We start from the raw sequence: 22,494 nt of genomic DNA, 5'->3' as shown, positions 1-22,494 counted from the left end.
ATACGGCTGAATTGGAGATCCGTGTCGTCAGTCCGGCCGCGAGGCCGAACCTTGAGTTACTGACTGACCACAACCCCAGACGTTCAAGGCGAATGCGTGATGTCCGCCATATCGTCCGCCGCCAGCGCGCCGGTATCGGAAGTTTCCAGCACCACATAGGCGCTGCTGCAGAACAGCGAGTTCAAACGTTTCATGTCAGCAATCAGCTCCAGGTGCAACGAACTGGTCTCGATACTCTGCACGATCTTGCGTTGCAATCGGCTGACATGGGCGTGGGCCAGACGCCGTTCCTGGGCGCGAAAGCGACGTTTCTCGCGCAGCAACTGGCGGGCGCTTTCCTTGTCGCCGCTGAGGAACACCGACAGCCCCAGCCGCAGGTTGGCGATCAATTGCTGTTGCAGGCCGGCCAGTTCTTCCAGTCCGTCTTCGGAAAACGACCGGCGTTGCGAAGTCTTCTGCTGCTGCACTTTGCGCAGCATGCGTTCGATCAGGTCGCTGGCCAGTTTGAGGTTGATCGCCAGCTCGATGATCTCCGCCCAGCGCCGACTGTCCTGCTCGCCGAGATCTTCGCGAGGCATTTGCGCCAGGTACAGCTTGATCGCGCTGTACAGCGCTTCGACGTCATCGGTCAGCTTGCGCATTTCCTGAGTGATGGCGGTCTGCTTGCCGCGCAGCACGTCGAGGGTCGCGTCGAGCATGTTGTCGATCAGGTCGCCCATGCGCAGGGTTTCCCGGGCGGCGTTGGCCAGTGCCAGGCTCGGCGTGACCAGCGCGGTGGGATCAAGGTGGCGGGGCTTGGCGGTGCCGTTGACCTCCGGCCGCTCCGGCAGCAGCCAGGCGCACAGCCGCGCCATCGGCCCGACGCTCGGCAGCAGGATCAGGCAGCGCGCAGTGTTGTAGAGCAGGTGGAAGCCGATGACCATTTCCTGCGGGCTGAAATCCAGGCTGTCGATCCAGTGCACCAGCGGGTCGAGCACCGGAATGATCAGCAGCAGCCCGATCAGCTTGTACAGCAGGCTGCCCAGCGCCACCTGCCGGCCGGCGGCGTTCTGCATGCTGGTGCTCATGAACGCCAGCACGCCGCTGCCGATGTTGGCGCCGATCACCAGACCGATCGCCACCGGCAGGCTGATCACCGCAGCGCCGGCGAGGGTAGCGGTCAGCAGCACGGCCGCCAGGCTGGAGTAGGAAATCATCGCGAACAGCGCGCCGACCAAGGCGTCGAGCAGGATATCGCCGGTCAACGAGGCGAAAATCACCTTCACCCCTTGGGCATGGGTGATCGGCGCAGCGGCCTCGACGATCAATTGCAGCGCCAGAATGATCAGCCCCAGCCCAATGGACACGCGGCCCATCTGCCCGAGCCGCGTCTGTTTGCGCGACAGAAAGAAAATTACCCCGATAAAAATCAGCAGCGGCGACAGCCACGACAGGTCGAACGTCAGCACCCGCGCCATCAGCGCCGTACCGACGTCGGCACCGAGCATGGTCGCCAGGGCCGGGGTCAACGCCATCAGGCCCTGACCGACAAACGACGTCACGAGCATGGCGGTGGCGTTGCTGCTCTGCACCATCGCAGTGACAACGATGCCGGCGACAAAGGCCAGCCAGCGTCTGGACATGTTCTGGCCGATCACGTGGCGCAGATTGGTGCCGTACACCCGCAGGATGCCGGTTCGAACGATGTGCGTGCCCCAGATCAGCAGGGCCACGGCAGACAGCAAATTGAGCAGGGTGAGCATGCAGACCCCCTGTAATGGCAGCGCCCCAGAGGGGCAAGTTGACGGTACCGCGCAATTTCTACGTTCTGATACTTAAGCTGTAGTTGGCTAACGGTCTGGGCGCCAGCATTGCACAGCTAAAGCGGGGATTGAAACAAAAGTGTCATGAAAACAGGTTCATGCGGCCATGAAAAAAGGGCCCGAAGGCCCTTTGATCTGTTGCGCAGCATTCGGGTTACTGACCCGGAATATCCTTGCGCAGTTTCACCGGATCCTGCTGTTTGCGTTTTTTCGCGATGGCGGTGCGCATCTTGATGTTGATCGCTTCGACCGCCAGCGAGAACGCCATGGCGAAGTAGACGTAGCCTTTCGGTACGTGCACGTCGAACGATTCGGCAATCAGCACGGTGCCGACCACCAGCAGAAACGACAGCGCGAGCATTTTCAGCGACGGGTGCTTGTCGATGAATTCGCTGATCTTGCCCGAGGCCAGCATCATCACCAGCACGGCCACGATGATCGCCGCGACCATGACCGGAACGTGGGACACCATGCCGACGGCGGTGATCACCGAGTCCAGCGAGAACACGATGTCGATGATTGCGATCTGGATGATGGTGTAGAGGAAGTTGCCGCCCTTGCCCGAAGGCTCGTCGTCGCTTTCATCTTCACCTTCCAGTGCGTGGTACATCTCCTGGGAGCTTTTCCACAGCAGGAACAGGCCACCGAAGAACAGGATCAGGTCGCGACCGGAAATGCCCTGGCCGAACACTTCGAACAGGTCGGCGGTGAGGCGCATGACCCAGGTGATCGACAGCAGCAACAGGATCCGCGTGATCATGGCCAGGCCAAGACCGAAGATCCGGGTGCGCTGCTGCATGTGTTTGGGCATGCGGCTGACCAGGATCGAAATCATGATGATGTTATCGATGCCCAGAACGATTTCCAGGGCGGTCAGGGTGAAGAAGGCAACCCAGATCTCAGGGTTGGTCAGCCATTCCATGTGTATTCCTTTGAGCGAGTGTTAAACCAGGACGCCAGCAATCAGCTGGCGTCCGGGTGAGTTTGGTGCCGTTACAACGTGCTGAACAGCGGGAAAGTCCCCAACAGCAAGGCGCCGACCAGTATGCACAGGCAGACCAGCACTGCCCACTTCAGGGTGAAACGCTGGTGATCGCCGAACTCGATCCCCGCCAGTGCCACCAGCAGGTATGTCGACGGCACCAGTGGGCTCAGCAGGTGAACCGGCTGACCGACGATCGAGGCACGGGCCATTTCCACCGCGGTGATGCCGTAATGGCTGGCCGCTTCGGACAACACCGGCAACACACCGTAGTAGAACGCGTCGTTCGACATGAAGAACGTGAACGGCATGCTCACCAGCGCCGTGATCACCGCCAGGTACGGGCCGAGGAAATCAGGGATCACCGCCAGCAGGCTTTTCGACATCGCATCGACCATGCCGGTGCCCGACAGGATACCGGTGAAAATGCCCGCCGCGAAGATCAGACTGACCACCGACAGCACGCTGCCGGCGTGGGCGGCGACGCGATCCTTCTGCATTTGCAGGCAAGGGTAGTTGACGATCATGGCAATACTGAACGCCACCATGAACAGCACCGGCAGCGGCAACAGGCCGGCAATCAACGTGCACATCAGGGCCAGGGTCAGCAGGCCGTTGAACCAGATCAGTTTCGGACGGCGGGCATCCGGGAATTGCGAGACGCTGATTTCGCTGTGATCGATTTCGTCGCCGATCAGGTGCAGCTCACCCAGACGCGCACGCTCACGTTTGCCGTAGAAGTAGGCAATGATCAGGATCGCCACCACACCGGCAGCCATCGCCGGGATCATCGGCACGAAGATGTCCGACGGGTCTACGTGCAGGGCACTGGCGGCACGGGCAGTCGGGCCACCCCATGGGGTCATGTTCATCACGCCACCGGCGAGGATGATCAGACCGGCCATGATCCGCGGGCTCATGCCGATGCGGCTGTACAGCGGCAGCATGGCGGCCACGCAGATCATGTAAGTGGTCGCGCCGTCACCATCGAGGGAAACGACGAGCGCCAGTACGGCGGTGCCGACCGAAACTTTCAGCGGGTCGCCCTTGACCAGTTTGAGGATCTTGCGCACGGCCGGGTCGAACAGGCCGGAGTCGATCATCAGGGCGAAATACAGAATCGCGAACATCAGCATCACGCCGGTCGGCGCAAGCTTGGTAATACCTTCGAGCATCATCGGGCCGATCTTCGGAGCAAAGCCACCGAACAGGGCGAACAGGATCGGGATGATGATCAGAGCGATCAGCGCAGACAGGCGCTTGGTCATGATCAGGAACATGAACGTTATGACCATGGCGAAGCCAAGGAAAGTCAGCATGGGAATACTCCAGGCGTAGCGCGGCTAAGTAAGTGAGCGGATCGGGTTGGATCAGCGCAGAACGGGAAGCACGAGGCGTACGGGCGGAGTCGGAGCGAGGAGGCGGGTTACAGAGGACATCAGAATCACCATTGTTGTTGTTAATTGGGCCTGTCGTGCGAGCAATCACACGCGTTGGCCAACCGGTCTGTTGCCGGCAGTGGGGGCGATCCTAATCGGGGAACCTTTCAGCTACCTTTCGCGCAAGAAAGCTTTGGGCGAACGGCCAACCGGCCGTCGGATGCGGGCTAGAGTCAATGAACACGGGAAGCGGAGGGCAGGGCGATGACTGATTTGCACGGCGGTGGTTGCCACTGCGGACATATCCGCTATCAGTTCAGCGGAGCATTGCACGACATCGCCCACTGTCATTGTTCGATTTGCCGAAAAGTCAGCGGTGGCATCGTCACCACCTGGATCACGCTGCCGGCAGCGAACTTCCTGTGGCTGGCCGGAACACCTTCGCGCTACGACTCTTCAGACAGCTGCGCACGGTTCTTCTGCCCGAACTGCGGCGCACAACTGGCGCTGGTGACGCTGCTCAGCCCCGAGAGCATCGATCTGACGGTCGCCACACTGGATCATCCGGAGCAGGCCGCCGCCGAGCGGCATATCTGGACCGACAGCCAGTTGCCATGGCTGCACCTGGACGAGCATTTACCTGGCGAGCCCGAAGAAACCATCTGATTAAAAAACAGACAGATCCAGCGGCCGCATCGCGCCCATCCAGATTGCATGGTCGGTGTGGTCGAGCAAGTCATCACCGGTGTCCGGGTGCAGGAACACCACCAATCCCTTGCGATTGAGTGCCAGCCACGGCAGCACATCGCCGATCAGCTCCGGGCCGAAGGCCAGCTGGCAGCTCCAGTCCGGGTGCGGGCCGACCGGGCGTTCATGCACGCGGCCCATCTTCAATGGAAATAATTGCGCGGCCTGCTCACACAGTGCCCGCGCCTGTTCGATCGTGCTGGCGTCGTAATAAACGTGGGCGTGATAACCCTTGATCGTCTGCATCGCAAACCCTCTGAATCGGTTCGAACCCTCGGCGTTGCCCGTATGTCACACGCCATACAAGGGAAAACAAAAGGAACCTCAGCCATGAAAAATGCCGAAACCCCGGCGGTGAAAGTGGTGCTCTATGGTGCCATGAGTAGCCTGGGCAGCGCGTTGATGGCTGAACTGCTGCGTCGCCAGCACGAAGTCATCGCCATCCTCGACGATTTGACGGCGCTCGCGCCACGGCCGGGGCTGCGCACCAAAAGCGGCGATCTGCTCGATGCCGAGCGGGTCAACCAGAGTGTCGCCGGCAGCTCGGCAGTGATCTGCCTGCTGAATGCGCCGGGCTTGCCGCTGAGCAGCGATCATGTCGAAAAATCCGTGGTGCTGGGGCCGGTGGAACAGGTGCTGGCGGTGGATGCGCTTATCGATGGGCTACAGGCGGCAAACGTCTCGCGGCTGTTTGTCATCGGCGAATTCGAAGCACTGGATGATCCGGAAAACGCCGAACCGCTGCAACGCCACGCCGCTCTGGAAGTGCGCGAAGCCCTGCAAAGCAGCCCGTTGCACTGGACGCTGGTGAACGCACCGCGCAGCGTCGCCGGGCTGACGATCGAGCATTTCAGTCAGGTCGGCCGCACGCTGGAGCCGGGACTGGCTGAACCGCTGGAACGCCTGAACCGGGTGGCGGTGGGGATTGCCGATGAGCTGCGACTGAATCTGCATATCCATCAACACGTGGATTTTGTTGCCGCCTCCTGATCGTTATACCGCAATTGACGGCAGCGGCAGCCCGGCCAGGGATTCGGCGCTGCTGGCCTGTTCGGCCATCAGCCAGTCCACGAACGTCTGAATCAACGCGCCCCGGCGCTTGCGCTGTGGCAGCACCACGTAATAACCGAGACGCGACAGGGTGGTTTCGGCGATCGGCCGGCACAATAGACCTTGAGTGAGCAAGTTATCCACAAGGTGCCGCCAGCCAATCGCCACGCCCTGACCGCCAATCGCCGCTTGAATCAGCAGGGTGTAATTGTCGAAGCGCAGTTGGCCCGGCGCTGGCGGCGCGCTGATATTCAGCGCGCGGAACAGACCGCTCCAGTCGAACCAGTTACTGCTGTTTTCTCCGCGCAGGTGCAGCAGCGGAAACTCCATCAATGCCTGGGCCGGCAAGGGCAGGGGGCGATCCTTGAGCAATTGCGGGCTGCACACCGGAAACACTTCTTCACTGAACAACCAGTGACTTTCGCCCTGTTTGAAGCGACCGTCGCCGAACAGCACGGCAACGTCGATATCCGGACGCAGCATGTTGTGATTGCGCTCGCTGGTGACCAGGCTCACGTCCACCTGTGGATAAGCTTCATGGAAGCGGTGCAGACGCGGCATCAGCCAATACGCGGCGAAGGCGAAATCGGTGGCAACCTGCAGCACTTCATGTTGCTGCTGCGTGCTGATTGCGCTTAATCCCGCGTCGATATTCTGCAAACCAAGGGTAACTTGCTCGAACAGGATCGATCCGACCTCAGTCAGTTCGATGCCCCGGTAGATACGATCGAACAGCCGCGTGCCGAGCTGTTCTTCCAATCGTTTGATTTGTTGGCTGATGGCCGGTTGCGTCGTGCCGAGCTCCACCGCCGCAGCGGTAAAACTGCGATGACGGGCCGCCGCCTCGAAGGCGCGCAGCAGGTCCAGCGACAAATCACCGAGAGCTTCATACATAAGCTGTGCTTATCCTAGTCATTGTCCGGCGCAGGCTTTACCGGATATTGCGTGGAATCCATGCTCGATCGCAGCAATGTCGCATAAATATTCACTATGGAATGCCGCGATCACATGAAGCGCAAGAACATTCTTTTCATCATGGCCGATCAAATGGCCGCGCCAATGTTGCCGTTCTACGGCCCGTCGCCGATCAAACTGCCGAATCTCAGCCGCCTCGCCGAACAAGGCGTGGTATTCGATGCCGCTTACTGCAACAGCCCGCTGTGCGCACCGTCGCGTTTCACCCTGGTCAGCGGCCAGTTGCCGAGCAAGATCGGCGCCTACGACAACGCCGCCGATTTCCCCGCCGACATTCCCACCTACGCCCATTACCTGCGCCGCCTCGGCTATCGCACCGCGCTGTCGGGCAAGATGCATTTCTGCGGCCCCGATCAACTGCACGGTTACGAAGAGCGCCTGACCAGCGACATCTATCCGGCCGACTACGGCTGGGCGGTGAACTGGGACGAGCCTGATGTGCGGCCGAGCTGGTATCACAACATGTCGTCGGTGTTGCAGGCCGGCCCGTGCGTACGCACCAACCAGCTCGACTTCGACGAAGAGGTGGTGTTCAAGGCTCAGCAATACCTGTTCGACCACATCCGCGAGGATGGCGATCAGCCGTTTTGCCTGACCGTGTCGATGACTCACCCCCACGACCCGTACACGATTCCCAAGGCGTTCTGGGATTTGTACGACGATGCGGATATCCCGCTTCCGACGACGCCGGATCAGCGTTCACTCGATCCGCACTCCCAGCGTTTGCTCAAGGTTTATGATCTGTGGGACAAGCCGCTGCCTGTGGATAAAATCCGCGACGCCCGTCGGGCGTACTTCGGTGCATGCAGCTATATCGACGCCAATGTCGGCAAACTTCTGCAAACCCTCGAGGACTGTAGGCTGGCGGACGACACCGTCGTTGTGTTCTCCGGTGACCATGGGGACATGCTCGGCGAACGCGGCCTCTGGTACAAAATGCACTGGTTCGAGATGGCTGCGCGGGTGCCCCTGTTGATAAGTGCACCTGGCCAGTTCCAATCAGGCCGTGTCAGCGCCGCGGTGTCCACCGCCGATCTGTTGCCGACCTTCGTCGAGCTGGCCGGCGGCAGCCTGGAGCCTGACCTGCCGCTGGACGGCCGTTCGCTGGTTCCGCACCTGCAAGGGCAGGGCGGTCACGACGAGGTGTTCGGCGAATACATGGCCGAGGGCACCGTCAGTCCGCTGATGATGATCCGTCGTGGCGCCTACAAATTTATCTACAGCGAATCCGACCCTTGCCTACTCTTCGATGTGGATAACGATCCACGCGAGCAGGAAGAACTCAGCCAATCACCGCAACATCGCCGGCTGTTCGACGATTTTCTCGCCGAAGCACGGGCCAGGTGGGACATCCCGGCAATCCACCGCGAAGTCCTCGAAAGCCAGCGTCGTCGGCGTTTCGTCGCCGAGGCGCTGACGATCGGCAAGCTGAAGAGCTGGGATCACCAGCCGCTGGTAGACGCCAGTCAGCAATACATGCGCAACCACATCGACCTCGATGACCTGGAGCGCAAGGCCCGTTATCCACAACCCTGCCAAAACCAATAACGTTAAGGGGAAGTCCATGGTCAAGTTATCCACAGTCCTGACGGTCAGCCTGCTGGCACTGGGCAGCGCATCCGCGTTCGCCGAGAGCTGCGACACGGTGAAAATGGCCGACCCCGGCTGGAGCGACATCGCCGCGACCAATGCCATCACCGGGTTTCTGCTGGATGGCATGGGCTACAAGGCCAAGGTCGACACCCTCGCGGTGCCGATCACCTTCGGCGGCTTGAAGGATGGCCAGGTCGACGTGTTCCTCGGCAACTGGATGCCGGCGCAGCAGGGTTTCTACGACAAGTTCGTCGCCACCGGTGACGTCACCCAACTGGCGAAGAACCTCGACGGCACCGAATTCACCCTGGCCGTGCCGGATTACGTGTGGGACGCGGGTGTGCATAACTTTGCCGACCTGAATAAGTACGCCGATAAATTCGAGAAGAAGATTTACGGCATCGGCTCCGGCGCGCCAGCGAACATCTCGCTGCAAGAGATCATCAAGAAAAACGACTTCGACCTGGGCCAATGGAAGCTGATCGAGTCCAGCGAACAGGCGATGCTCGCCGAAGTCTCGCGGGCGGTGAAGAAACAGAAATTCGTCACCTTCCTCGGCTGGACCCCGCACCCGATGAACGTGCAGCTGAAAATGCACTACCTCAAGGGCGGCGAGAAGTACTTTGGCGACACCGGCAGCGTCTACACCCTGACCCGCAAGGGCTACACCGAGGCCTGTCCGAATGTGGGTAAATTGCTGACCAATCTTTCGTTCACTCAGGAGATGGAGAACAGCATCATGGCCGAGGTGGTGAACAAGAAGGTCAGCAATGCGGAGGCGGTGAAGGCTTGGATCAAGGCGAATCCGGCGGTGTTGGATAAGTGGCTTGATGGTGTGAAGACGGTGGATGGCAAAGATGCGTTGGCGGCGGTTAAAGCGAAGCTTTGATCGCGGTGTGCTGAAGGTCTGAGTTCGCTTTAGATCTTTTCCCCCCTCACCCCAACCCTCTCCCCCCAAGGGGGGCGAGGGGGAAAGGGAGCTGACCGTCGTTGGTTTCAGAACCTGAGTTCGACTGAAGACTTTCAGGTCGATGGATTTCGAAAAGACACCTCGGTAAGTTCCCTCTCCCTCCGGGCGGTCCGACGTTTCGGGAGGGTTAGGGTGAGGGGGCTGTTCCTGATTGACACCCTGATACCCTTCACACACCACCCATTCCAAACCGAGAGGATCCATGGCCCTCCCCAGCCGTCGCTCACTTTTCCCCTTCCTGACCTGGCTGCCCCGGCAGACCCGCGCCAGCGTCGGGCGGGACCTGGTCGTCGGTCTCAGCGGGGCGATTCTCGCGTTGCCTCAGTCGATTGCCTACGCGCTGATCGCCGGTCTCCCACCGGAGTACGGGCTCTACGCCGCCATCGTTCCGGTTTTGATCGCCTGCCTGTGGGGCTCGTCGTGGCACTTGATCTGCGGCCCGACAGCGGCCATTTCGATTGTGCTGTTCGCCAGTGTCAGCCCACTGGCGGTGCCTGCATCACAGGACTACATCACCCTTATCCTGCTGCTGACCTTTCTCGCCGGGATTTTCCAGTGGCTGCTTGGCCTGTTGCGCTTCGGCGCGCTGGTGAATTTCGTCTCGCATTCCGTGGTGCTGGGTTTCACCCTCGGCGCGGCGGTGGTGATTGCCATCGGTCAATTGCCGAACCTGCTGGGACTGGATCTGCCGGCCAAGGCCACGGCGCTGGCCAGCCTGATGGATCTGCTGCGCCATCTCGGGGCTGTGGATAAACCGTCGCTGGTCCTCGGTGTCGCCACGGTGGTGGTCGGTGCGCTGCTCAAACAATGGCTGCCACGCTGGCCAACGCTGTTGATGACCTTGGTGCTCGGCAGTCTGGTGGTGTGGCTGTGGCCGGCGATGTTCGGCCACGTTCAGTTGGTCAGCGCGTTTGTCGGGCGCTTGCCGCCGTTCAGTGGACTGCCGCTGGATATGGATCTGATCCTGCGCCTGCTGCCCAGCGCCGTGGCGGTGGGCATGCTCGGGCTGGTCACCAGCCTGTCGATTGCCCGTTCGATTTCCGCACGCTCGCAACAGCTGCTCGATGCCAATCAGGAAGTCCGCTCGCAAGGGCTTTCGAACATTGTCGGGGCGTTCTTTTCGGGATCGTTGTCCGCCGGCTCGTTCACCCGTTCCGCGCTGAGCTATGAGGCCGGGGCCTGTTCGCCATTGGCCGGGGTGTTTTCGGCGTTGTGGGTGGCGTTGTTCGCGATTTTCGGTGCGGGGCTGATCGCGCATATTCCGATCCCGGCCATGGCCGGCAGCATTCTGCTGATCGCCTGGGGACTGGTGGATCATCGCGGCATTCGTGCGCTGCTGCGGGTCAGCCGGGCGGAATTCGTGGTGATGGGCCTGACCTGCATTGCCACGTTGCTGCTGGAATTGCAGACGGCAATCTATGCCGGCGTGCTCGCCTCGCTGTTTTTCTACCTCAAGCGCACCTCGCAGCCGAGAGTACAACACTGGCGTGATGGCGAAGATGATGTACTGCGGGTCGGCGGCTCGATCTTTTTCGGCGCCAGCCACTACCTGCAAGTGCGCCTGCAACGGATGCACGGCGCGCGGGTGGTGATCGAGGCGCAACAGATCAACTTCATCGACTATTCCGGCGTGGAAATGCTCCATCAGGAAGCCCGGCGCCTGTTGCGCCAGGATCGCAGCCTGACCTTGCGTCAGGCGCGACCGCAGGTGGTGGACGAGTTGCGCAAACTCGAAGGGCCGGAGAAATGCCCGATCCGCTTTGAAGATTGAAGAAGAACCCGTTGTGGGAGCGAGCTTGCTCGCGATGGCGATCTGTCTGTCTGTCTGTCTGTCAGATTGATGCTGGATCTGGCGACGTCATCGCGAGCAGGCTCGCTCCTACAGGGGTTACTGCGCCAATTGCCGACGCAATTCCGCCAGGACCGGCGCAGTGTCCGGACGCACACCGCGCCAAAGGAAAAAGGCTTCCGCAGCCTGTTCCGCCAACATGCCCAACCCGTCCATCACCACGCCCGCGCCATGCTCGCTGGCCCAGCGGCAGAACGCGGTCGGTTCCTTGCCGTACATCATGTCGTAGCACAGGGTCTTGCCGGGCTCGATCAGGCTTGGGGCAATCGGCGGTACATCGCCGGTGAGGCTGGCGGAGGTGGCGTTGATGATCACGTCCACCGGCTCGCGCAACCAATCGTAACCACTGGCCGACACCGGCCCCAGGTCGCAGAACAGTTCGGCCAGTAGCTCGGCCTTGTCCACCGTGCGATTGGCGATGATCACCGAGGCTGGTTTCTCCGCCAGCAACGGCTCCAGCGCACCGCGCACCGCGCCACCGGCGCCGAGCAGCAGAATGCGTTTGCCGGCGAGGCTGATCCCGGCGTTGACCGTCAGATCGCGCACCAGCCCGGCGCCGTCGGTGTTATCGCCGAGCAGGCTGCCGTCGGCCAGTTTGCTCAAAGTATTCACCGCACCCGCGCGTTTGGCGCGGGCAGTCAGGCTGTCGGCCAGGCGATAGGCGTCTTCCTTGAACGGCACGGTCACGTTGGCGCCGCGACCTTCCTGGAAAAACGCCGTGGCGCAGCCGGAAAAGTCCTCGAGCGGCGCCAGCAGGGTGCTGTAGTCGAGACGCTGCCCGGTCTGTTCGGCGAACAGTTTGTGAATCATCGGCGACTTGCTGTGGCCGATCGGGTTACCGAAAACGACGTAACGATCCATCAGAAGTCCTCAGGCCTGAGCCAGCCAGTCGCGGTCTTGCAGGAAGTACTCGGTCAGGCGCGCTTCTTCGCTGCCCGGCTCGGCTTTCCAGTCGTAGGCCCAGCGCACTTGCGGTGGCAGCGACATCAGGATCGACTCGGTGCGCCCGCCCGATTGCAGGCCGAACAGGGTGCCACGGTCGTAAACCAGGTTGAATTCGACGTAGCGGCCACGGCGGAATTCCTGGAACTCGCGCTGTTTGGCGGTGAAGGCGTCGTTCTTGCGCCGTTGCACGATCGGCAAGTAAGCGTCGATGTACGCATCGCCGATGGCGCGCATGAAGGCGAAACTGGTGTCGAAGTCCCACTCGTTCAGGTCATCGAAGAACAACCCGCCGATACCGCGCGGTTCGTGGCGATGCTTGATGTGGAAGTAGGTGTCGCACCAGGCCTTGTAGCGCGGGTAGACGTCCGGGCCGAACGGCGCGCAGGCCTGCTCGGCGACGCGGTGCCAGTGGATGCAGTCTTCTTCGTTGCCGTAGTACGGGGTCAGGTCGAAGCCACCGCCGAACCACCAGACCGGTTCTTCACCTTCCTTCTCGGCAATGAAAAAGCGCACGTTGGCGTGGGACGTCGGTACATGCGGATTGTGCGGGTGGATCACCAGCGACACGCCGAGGGCTTCGAAGCCACGCCCGGCCAGCTCCGGCCGATGGGCACTGGCGGACGGTGGCAGGCCACTGCCGAAGACGTGGGAAAAGTTGACGCCGCCCTTTTCGATCACCGTACCATTCTCGATCACCCGGGTCCGACCGCCACCGCCGGCCGGACGGGTCCATGCGTCTTCGACGAAGCGCGTGCCACCGTCTTCGGTCTCCAGCGCGGCGCAGATGCGGTCTTGCAGGTCGAGCAGATAGGCCTTTACGGCGTCGGTGCGGGTCGTCATGGCTTCACCTTGGATCGGGCGGAACTGCGCGGCGCCCCGCGCAAATGGGCGCGTAGCATACCATCGCAAACCGGCACGCCGCAGTTGACGAAGATCAAGCATGAGCGTTCGATAGGGACCTTCCCAAATGACCCAAGGAGTAGGCAGATGGCCAAGCGAATCCAGTTCCGCGCCCACGGCGGCCCCGAAGTGCTCGAGTACGTTGACTATCAACCGGCCGAACCCGGTCCGCAGCAGGTTCGCGTGAGCAACAAGGCCATCGGCCTGAACTTCATCGACACCTACTACCGCAGCGGTCTTTACGCGCCACCGGCCTTGCCGTCGGGCGTGGGTGCGGAGGGCGCCGGCATTGTCGAGGCCGTGGGCAGCGAGGTCACCCGGTTCAAGGTCGGTGACCGTGTGGCGTACGGCAGCGGCCCGTTGGGCGCGTACAGCGACGTTCACGTTCTGCCGGAAGCGAATCTGGTGCACCTGCCGGACGCCATCAGCTTCGAAACTGCCGCCGGCGTGATGCTCAAGGGCCTGACCGTGCAGTACCTGCTGCGCCAGACCTACGAACTCAAGGGTAGCGAAACCATTCTGTTCCACGCAGCGGCCGGCGGCGTCGGTTTGCTCGCCTGTCAATGGGCCAAGGCCTTGGGCGTGAAGCTGATCGGCACCGTCAGCTCGAAAGCCAAAGCCGATCTGGCCAAGGCCCATGGCGCCTGGGAAACCATCGATTACAGCCACGAAAACGTCGCCCAACGAGTGCTGGAATTGACCGATGGGAAAAAAGTCCCGGTGGTCTACGACGGCGTTGGCAAGGACACCTGGCCGGCTTCGCTGGACAGCGTGGCGCCCCGTGGCCTGCTGGTGAGCTTCGGCAATGCGTCGGGCGCGGTGGACGGGGTGAACCTGGGGATTCTGGCGGCGAAAGGTTCGCTGTACGTCACCCGTCCGACCCTGGCGACCTACGCCAATAACGCCGAAAACCTGCAGCGCATGGCCGACGAGCTGTTCGGGATGATTACCAGCGGCAAGCTGAAAGTGGATATCAGCCAGCGTTATCCATTGGCTGACGCGGCGAAAGCGCAGACCGAGCTGTCGGCGCGGCGCACCACGGGCTCCACTGTCCTGCTGCCCTGACCACCAATGACCTCGGCGCATCTTCATGACGGTACCGGGGTCTTTTCCGTCGTCACGAAAAACGGCGTCTTGCCGGCCAGGGTAGTTTCGAATTCCTGACGGGCAAGACGCTTCACCTCCAACCCCAAAACGCCCGGCAGCCTGAGCAATGCACTGGCCTGTCCTTCGACTTGCAACGCATCTTCAATGACGCTCTGTGTGTTGGCTGTCAGTGCGTCCTCGGCTATGACCAGACGCATGCGTGCCCCCTCGGGCTGTCGATCAATCTGCACCTGGACATCGGTGTTCTGCAGCTGCGGCAAAAGCTGTCGGAGTGCGTGCAACACCTGTGACTGAGTGATGATCGCGCCCCCCAGTTTGATCGATGTTTCCACCCGCCCCTCAAGCGCCAGTACCGGCATGGAACTGCCACAGTCGCACTTCGTCACTGTGCGCAGGATTCGCCCACGATCGCCGATCCGGTAACGCAACAACGGCACATGATCAGGAAGCAATGGCGTCAGCAGAAACTCACCGGCTTCCCCTTCAGTTACAGCTTGCAGGGTCAGAGAATCAACCACCTCGAGCAGCATGGCGTCCGCATGCAGGTGAAAAAAACCGTGCTCCAGATGGGCACACTGAAAACCGATGGGACCGGTCTCCGTCGAGCTGTAGCCCAGCGAGCGGATCTTCAGCATCGGCCAGTCCCGGGCCAACTGGTCGCGCAGCGTTTGACTGCAAGGTTCTCCAATGTAGTAAAGCCACTTCAGGCTGCACAATTGCACAGCGCCGACTTTCTCATGATTGAACAACGCGGCGGCGAAGGAGGGAGTGCATATCAACGCATCAGCCTTGTGTGCCTCAATAAGCTCGGCAACGCGCTGCACGCCCATCTGTGAACCGGCAGGCAGCACGCGTGCGCCAATGTGCTGGACGATAGCTGCCGCGTATTGAAAGGCACCCTGCATTTCCCCGGCTGTCAGGCAGTTGACGACCACCTCGGGGCGTTCGTCCGTCGCACCGAACATCCGTGCCCCCAAGGGCACGATTGCAGCGTTGAACGCCCAGGAATGGGTGATCTGTTTGCGATTGCCGGTGCTGCCTCCCGAGGTCAGGGTCAGCCCGCCGCCCGGTGCTCGATGGGAGGCTTCACCGAGGGTGGAAAACAATACGCCGCCGGACTCGTCTTCCACCGCCAGAACCGGCAATCGATGGAGATCGGCCAATCCCCGCACTTCCAGGATTCGCGGATACAGCGCACGGAACCACGACAGTGAGCGTGCGTGAGCCAATTTATTCGCAAACGCCTCGGCCAAAACATCGGTGATCGGTTCATTGCTCATTGCCGCGCCCTCCCTGACGAATGCCCAACTCATCGAATCCGCTACGGACGGCGTTCGCCAGAGACTCCAACTGGAGCTGACTGTGGCTCGCGCTGATGGCCAGACGCAAAATGGCCTCGCCCTTGGCCACCACCGGAAACACCGCGGTGGTGACCGCCATGCCCTGCCGGCGCAAATGCTGCGCCAGGCTTATCGCATCTCTCTCGGCCCCGACACGGATAAAACGAATGGGAGACGCGACGTGATGATTGCCCAGCACCGGCCCCAGCAACCTGTCGACCGTGGCGATGTTTCGCCACAGCGCTACCTGCAAATGACCCAGCTCCGGCGACAAATGGATTTTCCCCGAAGCGACTGCCGCGCCCACCCCGCCAACGGATAATGGTCCGCCAAACGTGTAGGTCGACGCATGACGCCGGATCATTTCGGCATCCGCTTCGGTGCGCACGGTGATTGCCCCACCGGTTGCACCGAACGCCTTCGACAGCGACGACACCAGGATCAGCCGGCCACGCTGTCGTTCTTCCGCCGCGTCCAGCGCGTAACCACCTCCGCCCACGCCATGGATCGAGGTACCGTGGGCGTCATCCGCATAGAGATAACCGTCGAAACGCTCCGCCAGTTGCAACAGGCGATTGATCGGGTAAACACCGCGCATCGAGCCAATGCTGTCGGTCAGGATGATGGGCGTATTACCCGCCGCGACTGCCGTTGAACACGCTTCTTCGACCTGCTCTACATCGCTGCAATCGCGGCGCTGTATCGGGCCGAATTGCCAGAGAATGCCTTGCAGCACTTGCATCGAAGCATGAGCGGAACGGTCGACAATCCAGCAGGGGCCACGACGCATGGGATATGAGGGCATCTCGCCGGAGCCGAGCAGCGGCAGACAGCCAAGGTGCGCACTGCCCACCGAGTTGAAGGTGACCGAATGCCCCTGAAATATCCGGTTGAGCAGTTCATCCAGCTCACGCATGGGTGGCAACAGCGCCCGGGTTCGTGCGGCGGCGAACTGCACGCCGAAGGACTCGACGGAGTGCATCGCCTCCTGAATCAAGCGAGGATCACACTCCAGCCCCAGATAAGAACACGAGAGAAACTCGGTCAGCCGTTCACCGCTTTCGAGTTCGATCTCTTTGCCTTCACGTTTAGCCAGCTTCAGGCCATTCAGCCCTGCATCGAACAGCTGCTGCTGATCGTCACGCGCTTGCCGGACACGGTTTTTGACCCAATTGACGGTCGGTTGAAAGGTGTTCATCGAGATACCTGCAAAGAGGGAGAGCGGCGATAGACCTGGACATGCCAAAGCTGGGTTCTTTCTCGTGCAATGTCTGCCTGGTACTGGTGGGTGATATCGCAGAAGCCTGCGCAATCAGGCCGCACTACATGCAAATGCCCCCGCATGACCACCTGTGCGTTTCCTGCCAGCGCCGGTGCCAGGCGCTGCAAAAGGTTCTTGCCGGCCGCTTCGGGCATGAAGGAAGGCACGTCCGACAGCGATACGAAATCGATGGCTGTTTCCCCGGCAACGCAGTCGAGGATGTCAGCCTGCACCACGCGTAACTCGCACTGCCGAAGCCCCTCACGGGCCTGCTGGAAAATTGCCGGATCACACTCCAGCGGAAAGCCTTGTGGATAACGCAGCTCACCAAAAAACAGCATTTGCAGGAAAAAGCTCTCTCGGACCACCTGAGTGGTGAACAACGTATGGAAAATTTCCAGATACGCCGCGCGGGAACTGATCCCCAGGTTGTTGGGTGGAAACGCGCCCTTGTACAGCAGCGAATTGAGGACTGCTGCGTTTCCCAGCAACGCGATCACGGCTTTCCAGCGCTTGAGCGGAAAGCGCTTTCGGTAATATTCCGTTTGTTCGTCAAGCTGACTGAACTGAAAAATGCCCCGGCCGGCCTTGCCGGTAAACAGTCCGGTGATCTTCGCCAACCGCTTCAGGGTCTGCTCGAATGCGCCCATGTAAATCGGCGCTTCCCAGTGCCGGGCCTGGAACAACCCGGACAACCAGCGACGATCCTCCGGCGGTAAAACCAGTTGCTGGAAAATGGATCGGCGTTTCGACCTCAGGCCTTCCGTTCGATAGCCCATGAACGCCATGAACGACTCGTGATCGGTCTGTTCCAGCAGGGCAAAACGCAATCGGGTGAACGCCAGTTGCGGCGCGCTGATATCGGTACAGGTCATGCGTGCCGGGGCGGCGGCCAATAACGGCAAGAGCCGGCCGCCGCATCCGGCGATACCCAGCACGTGACCGGCATGTCTGGGCAGGATCGTGTACTCAAGCGCGGTGTCCTCATCGCCGAGCGTGTAGTTGAGCCGGTCGAAATAATCAGCCATGTCTGCCCCCAGCCTTCTGATCTGAACATGGGTGTGAGGCTGTCATTGGTTGTCCAGCGCATGGAGGAAGTCATAGCGGGGCGCCAGCCCGTGTTGCCATGTCTCGAACTGCTCATAAACCGCCTCGAGCATATTGCCCGTCAGGCGCAGGCTGGTTTCCATGACAGTGGTGATCGCATCCCAGTCTTCCTGTCGCTTGCAGGTGCGCTGCAGCATCAGTTTGATTTCGTTGAAGTGCTCGATATCAATGTCGGAATGTGCAATGAAGAATGTAAGTTGAGCGGGTTTTAGCGACAGTGTTTCACTCAGGCTATCGATGAGCGGAGTAATGAACTGGTAGGCATTTTCTGCCCAATAGCTATAACCAAGCCGTTGTAACGGGTTACCGGTAAAGGAGATCCAATATAAATAAGCGATCAGCACATCAGTGGCCGGAAGTGCAGGCGGAATATCAAACACTTCATTCTTCAAACCAAGACTCATGACATCGTGCAGTGCCATTTTTTCATGGCCGACTTCTTGTGCCGCATGTTCAAAACAGAACTTGGCATACACCGGATTATCCGCATGTCGGACACCGACCAATCCTTGATTTCGCGCATTGTGCGCCGTGTAGTGAAAAGTCTGAATCATATAGATCGCGTACAAGGCTTTGGAAACGCTGCCCTCACGGATGGCTTTCACCAGCCGCGAACTTTCCAGAATATCGGTCCATGACTTTTCGATTCGCTCATCGAGCAGGCTTAATTGTTGTTCAAAACTGAGAGGCGTATTCATCAATGGGGGTCTCCAATGGGTTGGCGAGCAGGTGGGCAGACTGTTGAAGTGCCGTGAGGATTTGCTGCCATTGAGCCGAGAGCAGCCAGTAATCGCCGCGTTGGCGCTGTTCGATGCGAAGCGCGTCGGTGGTGATGGGCGTCAGGCCGAAGCGCTGGAACAGTCGCCGCTGCGGTGATCGGCAGAGCGCGGTAACGCCCTCATAACCCCGCGTGACCGCCCATTCCGTGGCAGCGGCCAGCAGGCCGTTGATCGACATGGGGAACTGAGTTTGCGAGTGACTGATCAAGCGACTGAACTCGACATGGCGCGACAGCGTCGTGGCGGGAGACAGTTGCTGCTGCGCCAGTGAGGCCCATTCGAACGGCGCAGGGGTCACTCTCAATACGGCCGTGGGCCTGTCGTGCTGATACAACAGAAAGTGGGTACTGCGCGAAATAATCGCCAGGCGTGTTTCAAGTGACCTGGCTCTGGGTGTCAACATGTAGTGTTGCAATCGCAATCGAAAATGACGGGAAACAAACCGTTCAAACTCTCGTGTGTCTGATCCTGCTTCAAGAATAACGATGCGATAGTTTTCATGACGCCTTTTAAAGGTCGTCTGAATCTCCTGCAGATAATCCGTTAATTGCGAATCCCTGATATCCATTTCTTCTCCGCAGCCGTTAACTTTTCGAAGTTTTCTGAGCGCATTGAAATAATGAATGGTTTTAGAAAAATCGCCACTGTGTGGCTTCTGAGAATAACGTCGGAAAAATTACAACAATTGAATACTTAAAGATTCATCTGACGTAGAAAGGAGAAATTCAAAGCAAAAACCGGGCTGTAACTTCAGCCATATGAAGGAAAAATCGTAGACGCGCGTAGTACTCCTCGCCATGGAAGCCGAGGAGTACTCACAGAATCAACCAAGGGTGATATCAGGCCGGGCGCACGATCTTGCCGGTGGCCAGATCCCGAATCAGACTCGGATTCTTGCGACCGCCAAGCGCTCCGCCAAGCACCAGATCGACCTGACCACGGAAATACTGCTCGACCCGCAAGCGACTCTTCGCCGCCGGCCGCCCCTGCGGATTGGCCGACGTCGAAATCAACGGCCCTACCAGCGAGCACAGATCCCGCACCTGCGGATGATCGCTGACCCGCAGCGCCACGGTGTCATGCACCCCGGTCACCCACTCCGGCAACAGGTTCTGATGCGGCACCAGCCAGGTGTTCGGGCCCGGCCAGGTGCTGGCCATGCGGTCGATCCAGTCCTGCGGGAAATCCTCGAACAGAAAATCGAACTGACGAATGTTGTCGGCGACGAGGATCAAGCCCTTGTCCACCGAACGGTTCTTGATCGCCAGCAGGCGATCCACCGCTTCTTCATTCCAAGGATCGCACCCCAGCCCCCAGACGGCTTCGGTTGGATAGGCAATCACCGCCCCGGCGCGAACCTCTCGTGCGGCTTGTTGCACACGCCAACTGTTGACCATGAAAAACTCTCCGCAAACAGGTTTCGCGCAGTTTACCGATCTTCAATGTAAAACCTAGCTTACGCGCGCAAACCAGCGGCCGTTTTCGCACACGGCGCGGCCATCCATCTCCAGTTCGGTCAATGCCGCCAGCACTTTGGGCAACGCCCAGCCACTGCTGTCGGCCAGACCCTCGCTGGTGTGCGGTGCGGCGTGCAACAGATCCAGTAGAGGATGATCGGGATCCGGCGCCGAGGCGGACAGCGGCAACTGCTGCCAGCCGCGCAGGGCTTCGAGAATATGCTCGATGGTTTCCACCAACACGGCTCCGTCACGTATCAGTTGATGACAGCCCCGAGCGCCGGGGTGATGGATCGAACCCGGAATGGCGTACACCTCGCGCCCCTGTTCCGCCGCCAGCCGTGCGGTGATCAAGGAACCGCTGGCGACACTGGCCTCGACCACCAGCACGCCGAGGGACAAGCCGCTGATGATGCGGTTGCGTCTCGGGAAGTTGCTCGCCGTCGGCCCGGTGTCCAGAGGAAATTCCGAAAGCACCGCACTGCCGGACGCAATCATCGCGTCCGCCAGCCGACGGTTGCGCTGTGGATAAAAGTTTTCCAGGCCGGTACCGAGCACGCCGACCGTTTGCCCACCGACATCCACAGCGGCTTGATGCGCAGCCGCATCGATGCCCAGCGCCAGGCCACTGGTGATGACAAATCCGGCCCCCGCGAGACTGCGGGAAAACGCAGCGGCAGTGTCCATGCCCGGGCGGGAAGCGCGGCGACTGCCGACCATCGCCAGTTGCGGCTTTTCCAGAATCTGCGGGTCGCCAGCGACGAACAGCAGGGGCGGAGGGTCAGGAATCTGCGCCAGCAAGGTCGGGTAATCCGCTTGGTCCCACATCAGTAAATGTTGATCCGGACGCTCTAGCCAGCGCAATGCGTGGCTGGCGCCGTCGCGAACTTCAGAACAGCGTCGGGCCTCGGCGCAAGCCGCCGGCAAACCCAGCGAGCGCCAGGCGCTGGCCGGCGCGCCGATCGCCTTCGAGGCGCAGCCGAAGGCTTCGAGCAATTTGGTGAAACGCTTGGGACCGATTTCCGGCAAGCGGTGCAGGCGCAGGCGCGCTTCCAGTTCTGCCGGCGAAACCGACGGGGAGACAGGCATCATCATGGATCATCCTTGATCGTTATAAGGCCCGAACCTTTCGGAACAAGCTGTGGATAACTCTGTTGGTAACTTGTGAAGCCAGCTAAGGATTTCGCACCTTGTCCAGCACCGCCAGCGAGCGCGATGCGTTCAGCACGAGGCCGTAACTGAGTTTGTCGTAGGTGCGGAACACCATCAGCAATCCGGCACGTTCATCCGGGATTTTCAGCGGCTGGCCGGTGATCCGGTCGCGCACGGTTTCCCCGGTTTTCATCACCACCAGCACGTTGCCTTCGGCCAGACCGTCGCGTTTGCCTTTGTTCAGGGTCACCACGTCCATCGCGCCGATCTGCGTGACGCCGCGCGGCACATCGATGATCAGGCCGTTGATGTCGGTGGAGGGCGCGCTGGGCATGAAGGTCGAGTTGATCGAACGCTCTTCGCCGCTGAACAAGCGGTCGCCGAGGCGCACTTCCTGGGTCGTGCGTTGCAGGGCGAGGGTGGCGACGTCGCCTTCGGTGGCGACGATCTCACCACCGCCGATGTCGTCGGCGTTGATCCCCAGAAACTCCTTGCTCTGCGGATCGGTGTAGACCTTGCCCTGGCGGAAGATGCCGTAGACCGGCTGGTTCGGATCGAAATGGCCACGGGCGAAGATCCGGTCACCGGTGCCGCTGAGCACCCGTTCGGCATCGCCGGCGACGATGTACGGCGCCTTGTCGAAGTCCTCGACCTTGTCGACGATGCGGTTGCTCAGCAGAAAGCTGTTGATCGATTTGAGCGGAATGCTCGGAATCGCATCGGCCACCGGACTGGTGCGGATGCGCGGCGACAGCTTGATGGTGCCGCGTGACTCGCCGCGATTGACGGTCAGGCGCGGCTGGCCGTTGACGTAACTGAGCGTCAGCGTGTCGCCCGGATAGATCAGGTTGGGGTTTTCGATCTGCGGATTGGCCCGCCACAACTGCGGCCACTGCCAGGGTTCGCGCAAATATTTACCGGAGATGTCCCAGAGCGTATCCCCCGAAACCACCGTGTATTGCTGTGGAAAACCTTCCTTGAGTTGCACTTGCCCGTGCGCGGTACTGGCCGAGGCCAGAAACAGCAGGGCGAGTAGTGATTTCCTCATGCGGTGAATCCCTTTATTATGTGCGTTCGCGTGAAACGCCAGAGCCCCCGT

General features: G+C 60.5%; 21 protein-coding genes. 6 read left to right on the top strand and 15 right to left on the bottom strand.

Annotation, left to right across the window (positions count from 1 at the left end; genetic code table 11):
- Positions 1-83: 83 nt before the first annotated feature.
- From PDR5_RS00190 to PDR5_RS00180, 3 genes are all read right to left on the bottom strand, one after another.
- A complete protein-coding gene (locus PDR5_RS00190) occupies positions 84-1,742 on the bottom strand; it encodes a Na/Pi cotransporter family protein (protein ID WP_064592449.1) in 1,659 nt (552 codons plus the stop codon).
- Positions 1,743-1,956: 214 nt separating this feature from the next.
- Positions 1,957-2,724 carry a TerC family protein gene (locus tag PDR5_RS00185; protein ID WP_064592444.1) on the bottom strand — a complete coding sequence of 256 codons (768 nt, stop codon included), beginning with the start codon at positions 2,722-2,724 and terminating at the stop codon, positions 1,957-1,959.
- A gap of 71 nt (positions 2,725-2,795) precedes the next feature.
- The gene (locus PDR5_RS00180) at positions 2,796-4,103 is read right to left on the bottom strand and encodes a CitMHS family transporter (RefSeq protein WP_064592442.1); all 1,308 of its coding nucleotides are present in this window, start codon (positions 4,101-4,103) and stop codon (positions 2,796-2,798) included.
- Positions 4,104-4,427: 324 nt separating this feature from the next.
- Here PDR5_RS00180 and PDR5_RS00175 point away from each other — a divergent pair, with 324 nt between their 5' ends.
- On the top strand, positions 4,428-4,829 hold the full coding sequence (locus tag PDR5_RS00175; RefSeq protein ID WP_064592441.1) for a GFA family protein: 402 nt from the start codon (positions 4,428-4,430) through the stop codon (positions 4,827-4,829).
- Here PDR5_RS00175 and PDR5_RS00170 read toward each other — a convergent pair whose 3' ends face one another.
- Entirely contained in the window at positions 4,830-5,156 is a 327-nt protein-coding gene (locus PDR5_RS00170; RefSeq protein ID WP_039764906.1) for a DOPA 4,5-dioxygenase family protein, read from the bottom strand.
- 84 nt (positions 5,157-5,240) lie between these two features.
- Between PDR5_RS00170 and PDR5_RS00165 the strand changes: the two genes are divergently transcribed.
- Positions 5,241-5,900 carry an NAD(P)-dependent oxidoreductase gene (locus PDR5_RS00165; protein WP_064592438.1) on the top strand — a complete coding sequence of 220 codons (660 nt, stop codon included), beginning with the start codon at positions 5,241-5,243 and terminating at the stop codon, positions 5,898-5,900.
- A gap of 3 nt (positions 5,901-5,903) precedes the next feature.
- On the opposite strand, the gene PDR5_RS00160 is transcribed toward PDR5_RS00165, so the two are convergent.
- Positions 5,904-6,854 (bottom strand): choline sulfate utilization transcriptional regulator, encoded by a 951-nt coding sequence (locus tag PDR5_RS00160; protein ID WP_064592436.1) that lies wholly within the window; start codon positions 6,852-6,854, stop codon positions 5,904-5,906.
- Between the two features lie 114 nt (positions 6,855-6,968).
- Here PDR5_RS00160 and betC point away from each other — a divergent pair, with 114 nt between their 5' ends.
- From betC to PDR5_RS00145, 3 genes are all read left to right on the top strand, one after another.
- Positions 6,969-8,483 (top strand): choline-sulfatase, encoded by a 1,515-nt coding sequence (gene betC / locus PDR5_RS00155; protein WP_064592434.1) that lies wholly within the window; start codon positions 6,969-6,971, stop codon positions 8,481-8,483.
- Between the two features lie 16 nt (positions 8,484-8,499).
- Entirely contained in the window at positions 8,500-9,417 is a 918-nt protein-coding gene (gene choX, locus PDR5_RS00150; RefSeq protein WP_064592432.1) for a choline ABC transporter substrate-binding protein, read from the top strand.
- A gap of 283 nt (positions 9,418-9,700) precedes the next feature.
- Positions 9,701-11,269 (top strand): SulP family inorganic anion transporter, encoded by a 1,569-nt coding sequence (locus PDR5_RS00145; RefSeq protein ID WP_064592430.1) that lies wholly within the window; start codon positions 9,701-9,703, stop codon positions 11,267-11,269.
- 117 nt (positions 11,270-11,386) lie between these two features.
- Here the strand turns inward: PDR5_RS00145 and aroE are convergent, their stop codons facing one another.
- Positions 11,387-12,208 (bottom strand): shikimate dehydrogenase, encoded by an 822-nt coding sequence (gene aroE, locus PDR5_RS00140; RefSeq protein ID WP_064592428.1) that lies wholly within the window; start codon positions 12,206-12,208, stop codon positions 11,387-11,389.
- A 9-nt stretch (positions 12,209-12,217) separates the two neighbouring features.
- Complete coding sequence (gene hemF, locus PDR5_RS00135) at positions 12,218-13,132, bottom strand: oxygen-dependent coproporphyrinogen oxidase (RefSeq protein WP_007954079.1); 915 nt, start codon at positions 13,130-13,132, stop codon at positions 12,218-12,220.
- Between the two features lie 147 nt (positions 13,133-13,279).
- Between hemF and PDR5_RS00130 the strand changes: the two genes are divergently transcribed.
- A complete protein-coding gene (locus tag PDR5_RS00130) occupies positions 13,280-14,257 on the top strand; it encodes an NADPH:quinone reductase (protein WP_064592426.1) in 978 nt (325 codons plus the stop codon).
- A 23-nt stretch (positions 14,258-14,280) separates the two neighbouring features.
- On the opposite strand, the gene PDR5_RS00125 is transcribed toward PDR5_RS00130, so the two are convergent.
- The 8 genes from PDR5_RS00125 to PDR5_RS00090 form a co-directional block, all read right to left on the bottom strand.
- Positions 14,281-15,579 carry a phenylacetate--CoA ligase family protein gene (locus PDR5_RS00125; protein WP_064592421.1) on the bottom strand — a complete coding sequence of 433 codons (1,299 nt, stop codon included), beginning with the start codon at positions 15,577-15,579 and terminating at the stop codon, positions 14,281-14,283.
- Positions 15,569-16,837 carry an aminotransferase class I/II-fold pyridoxal phosphate-dependent enzyme gene (locus tag PDR5_RS00120; RefSeq protein WP_064592419.1) on the bottom strand — a complete coding sequence of 423 codons (1,269 nt, stop codon included), beginning with the start codon at positions 16,835-16,837 and terminating at the stop codon, positions 15,569-15,571. The genes PDR5_RS00125 and PDR5_RS00120 overlap by 11 nt, the downstream gene beginning before the upstream one ends.
- The gene (locus PDR5_RS00115; RefSeq protein ID WP_064592417.1) at positions 16,834-17,928 is read right to left on the bottom strand and encodes a DUF3419 family protein; all 1,095 of its coding nucleotides are present in this window, start codon (positions 17,926-17,928) and stop codon (positions 16,834-16,836) included. The genes PDR5_RS00120 and PDR5_RS00115 overlap by 4 nt, the downstream gene beginning before the upstream one ends.
- Positions 17,929-17,970: 42 nt before the next feature.
- Positions 17,971-18,705 (bottom strand): iron-containing redox enzyme family protein, encoded by a 735-nt coding sequence (locus tag PDR5_RS00110; protein WP_064592415.1) that lies wholly within the window; start codon positions 18,703-18,705, stop codon positions 17,971-17,973.
- Positions 18,683-19,354 carry a hypothetical protein gene (locus tag PDR5_RS00105; RefSeq protein ID WP_064592414.1) on the bottom strand — a complete coding sequence of 224 codons (672 nt, stop codon included), beginning with the start codon at positions 19,352-19,354 and terminating at the stop codon, positions 18,683-18,685. The genes PDR5_RS00110 and PDR5_RS00105 overlap by 23 nt, the downstream gene beginning before the upstream one ends.
- 271 nt (positions 19,355-19,625) lie before the next feature.
- Positions 19,626-20,183: an L-threonylcarbamoyladenylate synthase gene (locus PDR5_RS00100; protein ID WP_064592413.1), complete on the bottom strand. Its 558-nt coding sequence runs from the start codon at positions 20,181-20,183 to the stop codon at positions 19,626-19,628.
- A 54-nt stretch (positions 20,184-20,237) separates the two neighbouring features.
- The gene (dprA, locus tag PDR5_RS00095; RefSeq protein ID WP_064592412.1) at positions 20,238-21,338 is read right to left on the bottom strand and encodes a DNA-processing protein DprA; all 1,101 of its coding nucleotides are present in this window, start codon (positions 21,336-21,338) and stop codon (positions 20,238-20,240) included.
- A 79-nt stretch (positions 21,339-21,417) separates the two neighbouring features.
- Positions 21,418-22,443 (bottom strand): LysM peptidoglycan-binding domain-containing protein, encoded by a 1,026-nt coding sequence (locus PDR5_RS00090; RefSeq protein ID WP_064592411.1) that lies wholly within the window; start codon positions 22,441-22,443, stop codon positions 21,418-21,420.
- Positions 22,444-22,494: the final 51 nt, after the last annotated feature.

The sequence above is a fragment of the Pseudomonas sp. DR 5-09 genome (assembly GCF_001655595.1).
In the GTDB taxonomy this organism is placed as follows: Bacteria; Pseudomonadota; Gammaproteobacteria; order Pseudomonadales; family Pseudomonadaceae; genus Aquipseudomonas; species Aquipseudomonas pharyngis.
Note: the sequence above shows the minus strand (reverse complement) of the source record. Positions and strands in the feature narration are given on the sequence as shown.